The organism is Solimicrobium silvestre (assembly GCF_002976435.1).
GTDB classification, from domain to species: domain Bacteria; phylum Pseudomonadota; class Gammaproteobacteria; order Burkholderiales; family Burkholderiaceae_D; genus Solimicrobium; species Solimicrobium silvestre.
In genome coordinates this window covers 84,959-95,954 of the sequence record NZ_PUGF01000020.1, presented here as the reverse complement: position 1 = coordinate 95,954, position 10,996 = coordinate 84,959, and the positions used below count along the sequence as shown (strand labels likewise).

The following is a 10,996-nucleotide window of genomic DNA, read 5'->3' as shown; positions in this document are numbered from 1 at the left end:
GGTGTATTTAATGTATTTTACTGTCGCCAGAAGATTCTTAAAATCGACTTGCGCGCTGCAACTAATTCGGCTTAAATGTGTTACCCATGTCTGGATACACCCGTTACCTATGTCCCACGTCTAAACAGCGAAGCAAAAAAGGTGACTAGTTGCCGGTCTACCACCGGCCCCAAGCCTTGAATTTGTCGCCGCGGTTGATGAATTTGAGTCTTCGCAATATCTTCTTGGAAGCTGGAAGTACGTCAAAACCTGTTAATTTGCGGATAGTTTTTGATTTGCTTTCGGAGCTGATCCGATGCTAGTAGGCCGGTGGTAGACCGGCGGCTACCTGCCTTAAGTGGGGCAAGTCAAATGCAACGTCAACGGCAAGGTCAAAAGCAAGGTCAACGGCAAGGTCAAAAGCAACGTCAACGGCAAGGTCAAAAGCAAGGTCAACGGCAAGGTCAAAAGCAACGTCAACGGCAAGGTCAAAAGCAAGGTCAACGGCAGCACATACAAACTTCAATCACTTCTGCGTGTGAAAAATTTACATCAACAAATTTGCCGCCAACACTCCACTTTGCACAGCTGATTCCAGTGTCGCAGGGTAACTGCTTTCGGTATAGTCTCCCGCCAAAACCAAACCAGAAACCGGTAATTGATTAGCCGGCCGCACCAAGCCCGGAGTACAAGCGAAGGTCGCGCGTTTTTCGGTAATTACCTGACTCCATTCCGGTACAGCTAATTCCGGCCGCATTAAATCCACTGCTAATTGCTTAGCACAGTTGAAGGCGAGTTCTGCGTGACCGTGTTCGATCGCTTGTTGCGAGGTGCTGACTACTACGGCAAATAAACCGGCTTGCGCTGCAATTCCGCCCGCTTTCTCTCCCTCGATCTGACCACGATCAAAGACAAATTGCCCCCACGCTGAATGTTCAGGTCGCTCAACTAATGCCAGAAAAGGGCGTGCCAACTTGATGTCGGTAGCATATTTTAAATAGCAGGTAGTGATGGGTTCGTATTCAAATGTTGGAATGTGCTCCGCCATATTGAGCGGTGCTAACAAATTGCTGGCAACCTCGGCCGAAGTGGCAATTACTACGCCATCGAAATTTGCCTGAGTTTGTTGGAAGTTCAGTTGCCATTCCGTGTTTTTTTCAATCGAATGCACAGCGCAACCCAAATGCACCTGACCACCTTGAGCTTCGATAAACTGTGCCGCCGGTTGTGGCAGCAAACTAGTTAAATCAGTGCGCGCAATTAGCATGTCAGATGCGGCGCGCTTGGCCCCTAAGCTGTCTTTTAGTACGTTTAAAAATACTTGTGCCGAGGCGCGGTGAATTGGCGTGTTCAATGCGGCGATACATAATGGTTGCCACATGAGTCGGGTCAGGTTGTCGGTTTGGTCGTAGCGATGCAGTAATTCAGCTACGCTGCAATCGTTATTTAACTGCCAGCCCATCCAGCGTGCGGTACTGGAAAAACGCATTAGTGCCATTTTGTCGGCACGAGTTAAGCCAGAAGCTTTTAGCAAAGCGACGGCCACATGCCATGGCGCGGGCAGTTTCGGTGCAATAAATTCCATTCCGCCTGAGTCTGGCGGGTAGCACATTTGCAGCGGCAGCCGGAGCAGGGTGGTTTTTTGATTGATGCCTAGGGTGCTGAGTAAGGCTAGGGTCGCTTTATACGCACCTAATAAAATATGCTGACCGTTATCCAGCATTAAATCGTGGCTGCTGACTTGCCGGGCGCGGCCACCTAACGTGCGAGCCGCTTCAAATAAATGTACTTGATGACCGCGTTTGGCCAGCTCAACCGCAGCGCTGCATCCTGCCCAGCCTGCGCCGATTACTGCGTATTTCATAGCCAGTTATCCGCGCACATAGGTAATCCAGGCCAGCCACAATTTGCGGATTGGCGTGAGTGAAATGCGCTGGTTTAATACATGGAAACCATCGTCTTTGACTTCAACTAGCAGCGTGCGGTAAATCGCCGCCATGATTAAGCTGGTGCGCTGGGCGCGACGGTCTTCTTGTGGAAGCAGGGCAAACGCCTGTTCATAACAAGCTTGTGCACGCTCATATTGAAATTGCATTAATGCGACGAATTGATCGCTATGTTTCGCATTGAGAATGTCCGCCGCAGTTACGCCAAACTGCTGTAATTCATTCACTGGTAAATAAATTCGTCCTTTGCGCGCATCGTCGCCGACATCGCGGATGATGTTGGTGAGCTGAAACGCCAATCCAAGTTTTTCTGCAAATTCCAACGTTTTTGGATTCGTCACACCAAAAATACTGGCGGATAAAATTCCCACTACACCAGCTACGTGCCAACAATAGCGTTGTAGGCCGATGTAATCTAAATAACGAGTCTGACTTAAATCCATCTCCATGCCGTCAATAATTGCCAGCAAATGTTTGCCTTCTAATTGATAAGTAGCTAAATGTGGCTGTAAGGCGCGGGTAACCGGATGAGTGGGCTTGCCAGCTAACATGGCATTGATTTCAGAGCGCCACCACAGTAATTTGTTTTGAGCGACAGTGGCATCGCTGGTTTCATCGACAGCATCATCGACTTCGCGGCAAAACGCGTATAGCGCGGTAATTGCCAAACGTCGCGGTTTGGGCAAAAACAGGAAGCTATAGTAAAAACTGGAGCCGCTTTGAGCGGCTTTTTGTTGGCAATATTCGTCTGGAGACATGCGGATTTAAGCTATAAAAACAAAGGCTATATGCTATCTGACTGCGGAACTTGATCAAAGCTAATTTTGAAATAAATACCAAGTTTCACTTATCAGTGATGCAATTTATTCAAAGTGGGGTTAAGATTTCACTTAGGTTAAATAAATTGTAGGACTTACGCAAAATTGATCTGGCAAGGCACGCCGACGCAGACAGTACGAATGTACGGCAAGGAGAGCGTAACGCCGCTGGAGCTGTTTTGTGTAGGTCCTAATTGAATAAAAAAATTAAATTGGAGATATTAATGAAACAAATATCATCGCATATCGGATGGTTGCTCTTGGCGCTGGTTGGCGCATTTGCACTTGGCTATGTTGCTTTGAATCGCGGTGAAACCATTAATGCGTTATGGATTATCGTTGCCGCAGTCTCCGTGTATTTAATTTCGTATCGTTATTACAGCCGTTTTATTGCCGATAAAGTATTAGGCATAGATCCAACTCGTAAAACTCCTGCCTACAAACACAATGACGGTCTGGATTACGTCCCCACCAATAAATACGTTTTGTTCGGACATCACTTTGCCGCGATTGCTGGCGCCGGCCCGCTGGTTGGCCCAGTATTGGCTGCTCAAATGGGGTATTTGCCCGGCATGCTGTGGATATTGGCGGGCGTTGTATTAGCTGGTGCGGTACAAGATTTTATGGTGTTATTCGTCTCTGTGCGACGCGATGGCCGTTCTTTAGGTGATTTAATTAAATCTGAACTTGGCACCGTCCCCGGCGTAATCGCGCTGTTTGGCTGCTTCCTGATTATGATTATTATTCTCGCGGTATTGGCACTAATTGTTGTGAAAGCACTTACACATAGTCCTTGGGGAACCTTTACCGTAGGCGCAACTATTCCTATCGCGTTAATGATGGGTCTGTATATGCGCTATGTTCGTCCGGGACGCATCGGCGAGATTTCGATTGTTGGTTTTATTTTACTGATGTTGGCAATTTACTTTGGCGGCGTTGTAGCAGCCGACCCAGTGTGGAGTGCCATGTTTAATTTTGACGGCAAACAACTGACCTGGGCTTTGGTTGTTTATGGTTTTGTGGCCGCCGTTATTCCCGTTTGGCTGTTGTTGGCACCGCGCGATTACTTATCCACCTTCTTAAAAATCGGTACCATTGTCGGCTTGGCTGTTGGCGTGTTATTTGTTGCGCCGGAATTGAAAATGCCAGCAATCACCCGTTTTGTTGATGGCAGTGGCCCAGTCTGGGCAGGTAGCTTATTCCCGTTCCTGTTTATTACCATCGCTTGCGGTGCAGTTTCCGGTTTTCATGCGCTGATCTCTTCTGGTACGACACCTAAAATGCTGGAAAATGAAAGTCAGGCGCGCTTCATTGGTTATGGCGGTATGTTGATGGAATCGTTCGTGGCGATTATGGCCTTAGTGGCTGCGTCGGTAATTGACCCGGGTGTATATTTTGCAATGAACAGCCCTGCAGCCGTAATCGGTACCACGCCGGAAGCAGTCGCTGCGGTAGTTAGCAGCTGGGGCTTTGTGATTACCCCGGATGTGTTGATCCAAACTACTAAAGATATCGGCGAAACCACGATTTTATCGCGTGCTGGCGGCGCGCCAACTCTGGCTGTTGGTATGGCGCATATTTTGCACCAGTTTATCGGCGGTCAAAAAATGATGGCGTTCTGGTACCATTTTGCGATTTTGTTTGAAGCCTTGTTTATTTTGACCGCAGTCGATGCTGGAACTCGCGCCGGTCGCTTTATGTTGCAAGATTTGTTAGGTACCTTTATCCCTTCCTTAAAACGCACCGATTCATTACCGGCCAACTTAATTGCAACCGGTGTTTGCGTGTCGTTATGGGGCTATTTTTTATACCAAGGCGTGGTTGATCCGTTAGGTGGAATTAATACCTTATGGCCGTTATTCGGCATTGCCAATCAAATGCTGGCGGCGATAGCGCTCACCATGTGCGCAGCAATTCTATTCAAAATGAAGCGCCAACGTTATGCGTGGGTAGCCATAGTTCCAACCCTGATTTTATTAACCTGCACTTTAACTGCTGGCTGGATTAAGGTATTCGATAGCAATCCAAAATTAGGCTTTTTGGCGTTGGCAAATAAATTTGCCACTGGGCTGGAAAATGGCGTTCTGATAGCACCGGCCAAGTCAGCCGAAGAAATGAGTCGCTTAGTCTTTAATAATCGTCTTGATGCTGGTTTAACGTTGTTGTTTATGTTTGTTGTGGTGAGCGTAGTTGGTTTTGGTTTGCGTACCGCATTTCAATCCTTGAAGAGCGATCAGCCAACATCTAACGAAACGCCTTATGAGGCAATGACGTCGGTTAGTTAATAAGTAATAAGGGAAGTTGGTGATTTAGAATTCAACACCTTCCCTTACTTACATGGAGGTACTCATGTTTGAAGATTTAGGTAAAGTCGGCCGCTATTTAGGGCAAGCCGCACGTTTGATGGTTGGCGTGCCCGATTATGAAGTTTATGTCGAGCATATGCGTGTCAATCATCCGGATAAACACTGTATGACGTACGAAGAGTTTTTCCGTGAGCGGCAAGAAGCACGTTATGGGAACGGCGCCGGTAAATGTTGCTGAGTAGGAGTAGAATCAGGTTTCTTTATTTCACTGAAACCATACTAAGCAATGATGGAATCTGTAGTTAAGCGCTACCTGCCCTGGGTAGTCGCATCGGCGCTCTTTATGGAGCAGCTTGATTCAACGATCGTCAATACCGCCGTGCCAGCAATGGCTGCGAGTTTGAACGTCACGCCACTGAGCTTAAAAGCCGTGGTCACCAGCTACATACTCAGTCTTGCCGTATGTATTCCAGTCAGCGGCTGGATCGCTGACCGTTATGGAACTCGGCGCGTATTTAGTTATGCCGTTACCATTTTCACCATTGCCTCGATCCTGTGCGGACTTTCCATGAGTGTGCCGATGTTGGTTGCTGCGCGTATTCTGCAAGGGATAGGTGCGGCGCTAATGCTGCCGGTCGGGAGGATTACCATAGTGCGAACCTTCCCCAAATCTGAATTACTGGCAGCGATGAATTTTGTAATTATTCCCGCTTTAATCGGCCCTTTATTGGGGCCGTTAGTCGGTGGTTTAATTGTGCATTGGCTTTCCTGGCGGGTGATATTTTTTGTGAATATCCCGGTGGGTTTAGTTGCTTTGTATTTAAGTCATCGGTTTATGCCTAATTATTTTGGCGAAGAACAACGACCATTAGATGTGCTTGGTTTGGTGCTGTTTGGCACAGGAACTGCGTTGTTGTCGTGGTTGCTTGAAATATTTGGCGAGCATAGTTTGGATAGCACTTCGGTCGGAGTCTTGTTTGTGGTGGCCGTGGTGCTGCTGGCGACTTATGTTTGGCATGCCAGACAGCATGCTTATCCTTTGCTAAATCTCGCGCTGTTTAAAATCCGCACCTTCCGCGTCTCGGTTGCTGGCGGTTTTATCACCCGTTTAGGTATCGGCGCTTTACCCTTTCTACTGCCTTTGCTGTATCAGCTCGGCCTAGGATTGCCGGCATGGCAATCAGGTCTATTAATGATGCCTGCCGCGCTGGCTGCCATGGGCATGAAGATGATTGCGTCCAAAGTGTTGGCGCGCCTGGGCTATCGCCGTATTTTGATGGTGAATACCGTCATGATAGGTTGCACGATCAGCTGTTTTTCATTAATCACCCCCAATACGCCTATCGCATTGATCGTGATGCTGGGTTTTACTATGGGATTTTTCAACTCGCTGCAATTCACCTGTATGAATTCGATGGCGTATGCGGACATACAAATAACTGATTCCAGCATGGCGAGCACCATTGCTAGTTCGCTTCAACAACTCTCGATGAGTTTCGGTTTGGCTTGCGGCTTGTTAATTACTAGCTGGTTTTTAGATGGGCTGCCACAAACCAATCATCCCGCGATATTGAGCGCATTACATCATGCCTTTGTTGCGATGGGAATGCTCACGATATTGTCTGCATTGACGTTTACGACCTTACAAGCCAGAGACGGGGAAAATGTGAGTAGGGCAAAAATAGAACAATAAAAAACCTGCCTTAAAAAAATGACAGGTTTTTTATTGTTAAGCTCGCCGTTGATTAATCTGTTTGGTAACGTTCCGAACGTGGCCCATACAAAATTCCATTAGCGCGTCCCGCCGATAACAGGCGCATGCTGGCGGCTCCTGCAACCGGGTGTCCTGCATCGGAAACATTATTAATAACTTGTTTCACAGCGGCTGCCACCAACGCGCCGATCAAACCACCTCCGCCGTTGTTACCACCTTCATTGTTGGAGGCAGTTGCGGCGCCTTGCCACAGAGTCGTACCGGTTTTTAAGTCAACTAATTTAGCCTTGGCCGTTACAATCACCACGCTGTTGAGTACCGTATAACTTGCACCATATTGGGTTACGGTTACGTATAACGCGGCATCAGCGCCGAAAATTTCCTTGAGTTTGGCTGGTGCTACGGCATGAATATCTGCTGGAGTACTTAACCCGTTCTGTTTGAAAGTTTCGTCGACAAGGGTAACTGGCAATACGTAGTACCCTGCTTCAGAAAGTGGGTAAGTCATTTGCGACAGCATGCTGTAGGTTGCAGCGACATCGGGAGACTCATTTAGCGGTGGCAGGATAAGAATCGAAGCCGGGCGGCTTTGTTTGAATGCCGTGTAGTCAGTAGGAGTGACTTGATGGTTGGCACAACCAGTTGCCAGTGCTATCAACATAAGACAGGCGACAAGTTTCAGTGTTTTTTTCAACATATCATTGCTCACTTTTTTTCATTTTATTCAGCAGAAAATCCATATAGGCCGATGATTCTGGGAATAATGTTTTCTCGGTCTGGAACTCCTGAATCACTTGATCTTGTTTGCCAATGCCGGAATATAGCAAACCTAAATGCGCGTGATAGCCAGGTGGTGGCATATTTCCTTTTGCCTTAATGATTTCCAGGCCTTTTTCAAGAATAGCGATCTGTTGTTCGGGGCTCTCGCCTTTAAAATATTGATATACCTGCGGCTGATAACCTTCCCATTGATATAAAGTTTTTGGTTGAGTGTGGCAGCCGGAGAGTAATACACTGGCAGCGGCCAGTGTAATGACAATTTTCTTGGTCATTGTATTGTTTTCGTTTTTCTAGTTTATTGTGGTTTGTTTGGTGTCCATGCACCGGAATCCAACGCTGCAACCAAGGTATTGACGGCCTCACGCATCGCTAAATCAAGCACTTTGCCATTTAAAGTTGAGTCATAGCTGGCGGTGCCGCCGAAACCAATTACTTCTCGGTTAGACAAGCTGTATTCACCGGCACCCTGGCTTGAGTAGACAACTTCAGATGTGGCGATGTTGACGATATTGAGGGTTACTTTTGCGTAAGCGACTTGTGTTTTCCCCCGTCCTAAAATGCCGAATAACTGCTGATCGCCGACTTCTTTACGGCCAAATTCAGTCACATCACCCGTCACAACAAAATCGGCACCTTTAATGTTTTGCGTTTGTTTTTTAAGATCTGCTTCTTGCTTCATTTCAGCCATATTGTCACGATCAAGCACATTGAAGCGATTGGTTTGCTGCATATGGCTGATCAAAATGGTTTTGGCCTGGCTACCTAAGCGATCAACGCCATCAGAAAAAATACCGCGCATATAGCTTGAGCGATTATCGAATTTTCCAACTGAAATCAAGGTACGTACACCAACGTATGGTTGACTGGCGCTGATTACTTTTTGTATAGGTAATGACTGCGAGCTTTCGGTGGCACAACCCGCTAAAGTGGATGCAAGTACGATGCTAGCGAACAAAGGAATAGTTTTATTTATTTTCAATTTAATCTCCAAATGACAATGAGCGATAAGGGCTTGCATCATACTTTATTTATATATATGCAACCATTTATTTTTATCTTTTCAAGGAATGGAAATGGCCATAAGTTTTAAGTTGTGATTTAGTTGGAATTTATTGCTTATTTTCTTCATTAATTGCTTCAATCCTCAGTGCTTTATATAAGCCAATCATAATAAAAAGCATAACGAAGGATAGTGGCAGCCCCATAATAATGGTGGCGTTTTGAAGCGTTGGCACGCCACCCACCATCAGCATCGACAGCGTAAGAATACCGATAGCGAATGACCAGAAAATACGCAGCCATTTTGGTGCATCGCTATTCGCGGTTTTTAGGTAAGACGTGAAATTTCCTAGCACTAAGGCACCGGAGTCGGCAGAAGTAACATAGAACAGTAATCCGGTGACGGTGGCTAATATGGAGCTAAATCCTATCCAAGGGTATTCGGCCAGTAATGAATAAAAGGCGCGTTCCGGTGTTTCCATCGCGATTTTGCCAAACTCCTGATTCCCTGACAGCACAATGTCCAGGGCGCTGTTGCCAAATACAGAAATCCAGATCAGCGTAAATACGAAGGGAATGATTAACGTCCCAGCGATAAACTGGCGCAGCGTGCGTCCTCTGGATATGCGTGCTAAAAACAGGCCGACAAAAGGTGCCCAGGCAACCCACCAGGCCCAGAAGAATAATGTCCATGCATTGAGCCAGTCGACCGGACGATCAAAGGCGAAGGTATTCAGCGTCATGCTGGTAAAACTGTGCAAATAATCGCCAATATTGAGTACCAGCCCGTTTAGCAGGAATACCGTTTTCCCGCTGATGAGAACGAAAATAATAAGGAAAATAGCTAAAATCACGTTCAGTTCAGAAAGTCGACGGATGCCTTTATCTACACCTAAAACAACTGAAATAGTCGCCATGACGACAGACAGTAAAATGAGCCAGGCTTGCGGGACGATTCCCTCTGGAACGTCAAACATGAATTTCAAACCGTAGTTGAGTTGAACTACGCCGATACCTAGCGAGGTCGCGATACCGAAGATGGTGCCAAGTACTGCTGCAATATCTACTCCGTGGCCTAAGGCACCATGAATCCTTTTACCTAAAATTGGATAGAGCGCCGAGCGAATGCTCAGCGGTAAATCGTAACGATAACTAAAATAACCGAGCGCCATACCCATCAGCGCATACATGGACCAGCCAGTAATTCCATAGTGAAATAAAGTCCAGGACATGGCCTGTCGCGCTGCCGCGATGGTGTTTGCCTCACCCTCTGGCGGTGCCAGTAGATGTGTTACAGGTTCTGCAACGGAGAAGAACATGAGGTCAATACCGATTCCAGCTGCGAATAACATCGCGCCCCAAGTAAACAGGTTGTATTCAGGTTTGGAGTTATCAGGGCCTAACTTGATGTTGCCAAATTTGGATGAGGCAATAAAAATGACGAAGACTATGCAGAGAGTCGCTACTAAGAAATAATACCAGCCGAATCCTTCTGTAATCCAGCCGAGCACTAGTCTCATGATGGCGGCTACATGCTGAGTATCGATAATAGACCAGATGGTAAGTGCAATGATGCAGGCGGCGGAACCGATGAAAACTGTGGAATTAAGGCGATCTTTGGTTGGAATGCTGAGTGGCTCAGTCATGAATTAACCTTTGTCGTTTTATTTGCTCAGCCCGCACCGTAACATAAATAATTATCTATTTATATTATAAAAACAACTATTTTAATAATAATGCCGACCAGTTCATGGTGGCTTTGATGAGAATTTGAATGCAGGATGGATGCTGGAATGCAGCCGTAATGAGGTGAGTAGGGCCGCTGAACTAGCTGCTGCCCCTTTATGATGTAGTTTAATTATTTGGGCACAACGGGATCAGGCGCACTAGTCGCGGCGCGCACGCCAGCACGGGCAACATCAACGGTAGAGCCAACTACAGCTGAGCCAACATTCACTGTTGTGCCGACCACGGCAGCACCAACGCTTACCGTTGTGCCAACTACCGCATCAGCAACGGCAATGACTACGCAACCATTTAATAAGCAGCTTGCGCTTGCAATAAGTAGGCTAAGTTTAAGTAGGGCGATAATGTGACAATTTTTGCGGGAATTTTTATGCATGTTCAATCTCCTCAGATGTGCGAAGTATAAATGAGAAGCAATGTTTTCAACACAAAATAACTTATTTCACAGCAATGTTTAAGCATGTTTTACGGAATAACCTTTTTGGGATGCGTAATATTCGCAATTAAAACGGAATAATCATTCATTAAATTTAAAAGAATTCGCCATTTTATAAATTTTCATCAGAAAAACCATAAAAAACCTTGACATAAAATGGTGCGGCGCATTAACGTAGCTATCCACCCTGCCATCGCGGGGTATTAAAGTCCGCATGGTGACGCAAGACGTCAATAATGTGCGATTTGCTTTTGTTTGAAGCTAGTTTGTTC

Annotated in this window: 11 protein-coding genes; 4 read left to right on the top strand and 7 right to left on the bottom strand. The window is 46.5% G+C overall.

From position 1 onward, the window contains the following. Positions 1–337: 337 nt before the first annotated feature. Complete coding sequence (locus S2091_RS23880; protein WP_133166941.1) at positions 338–571, top strand: hypothetical protein; 234 nt, start codon at positions 338–340, stop codon at positions 569–571. Here S2091_RS23880 and hpnE read toward each other — a convergent pair. Further along, positions 527–1,843 (bottom strand): hydroxysqualene dehydroxylase HpnE, encoded by a 1,317-nt coding sequence (gene hpnE / locus S2091_RS18305; protein WP_105533394.1) that lies wholly within the window; start codon positions 1,841–1,843, stop codon positions 527–529. The genes S2091_RS23880 and hpnE overlap by 45 nt on opposite strands. A 6-nt stretch (positions 1,844–1,849) precedes the next feature. Continuing rightward, a complete protein-coding gene (gene hpnD, locus S2091_RS18300) occupies positions 1,850–2,683 on the bottom strand; it encodes a presqualene diphosphate synthase HpnD (protein WP_105533393.1) in 834 nt (277 codons plus the stop codon). A 284-nt stretch (positions 2,684–2,967) separates the two neighbouring features. On the opposite strand from hpnD, the gene cstA reads away from it, so the two are divergent. The 3 genes from cstA (at position 2,968) to S2091_RS18285 (ending at position 6,742) form a co-directional block, all read left to right on the top strand. Next, positions 2,968–5,028 carry a pyruvate/proton symporter CstA gene (gene cstA / locus S2091_RS18295; protein ID WP_105533392.1) on the top strand — a complete coding sequence of 687 codons (2,061 nt, stop codon included), beginning with the start codon at positions 2,968–2,970 and terminating at the stop codon, positions 5,026–5,028. Between the two features lie 64 nt (positions 5,029–5,092). Next, a complete protein-coding gene (locus tag S2091_RS18290) occupies positions 5,093–5,287 on the top strand; it encodes a YbdD/YjiX family protein (RefSeq protein WP_105533391.1) in 195 nt (64 codons plus the stop codon). Between the two features lie 48 nt (positions 5,288–5,335). Next, complete coding sequence (locus S2091_RS18285; RefSeq protein ID WP_105533390.1) at positions 5,336–6,742, top strand: DHA2 family efflux MFS transporter permease subunit; 1,407 nt, start codon at positions 5,336–5,338, stop codon at positions 6,740–6,742. A gap of 52 nt (positions 6,743–6,794) precedes the next feature. Here the strand turns inward: S2091_RS18285 and S2091_RS18280 are convergent, their stop codons facing one another. The 5 genes from S2091_RS18280 to S2091_RS18260 all read right to left on the bottom strand — a co-directional run bounded on the left by S2091_RS18280 (position 6,795) and on the right by S2091_RS18260 (position 10,664). Further along, positions 6,795–7,460: a DUF799 domain-containing protein gene (locus tag S2091_RS18280; RefSeq protein ID WP_105533389.1), complete on the bottom strand. Its 666-nt coding sequence runs from the start codon at positions 7,458–7,460 to the stop codon at positions 6,795–6,797. Position 7,461: 1 nt separating this feature from the next. Next, the gene (locus tag S2091_RS18275; protein WP_105533388.1) at positions 7,462–7,815 is read right to left on the bottom strand and encodes a DUF4810 domain-containing protein; all 354 of its coding nucleotides are present in this window, start codon (positions 7,813–7,815) and stop codon (positions 7,462–7,464) included. Positions 7,816–7,838: 23 nt separating this feature from the next. Then, positions 7,839–8,522, bottom strand: a complete 684-nt coding sequence (locus S2091_RS18270) for a CsgG/HfaB family protein (protein ID WP_423828248.1) — start codon at positions 8,520–8,522, stop codon at positions 7,839–7,841. 130 nt (positions 8,523–8,652) lie between these two features. Beyond that, positions 8,653–10,188 carry a choline BCCT transporter BetT gene (betT, locus tag S2091_RS18265; RefSeq protein WP_105533387.1) on the bottom strand — a complete coding sequence of 512 codons (1,536 nt, stop codon included), beginning with the start codon at positions 10,186–10,188 and terminating at the stop codon, positions 8,653–8,655. 212 nt (positions 10,189–10,400) lie between these two features. After that, positions 10,401–10,664, bottom strand: a complete 264-nt coding sequence (locus S2091_RS18260; RefSeq protein ID WP_165795026.1) for a hypothetical protein — start codon at positions 10,662–10,664, stop codon at positions 10,401–10,403. Positions 10,665–10,996: the final 332 nt, after the last annotated feature.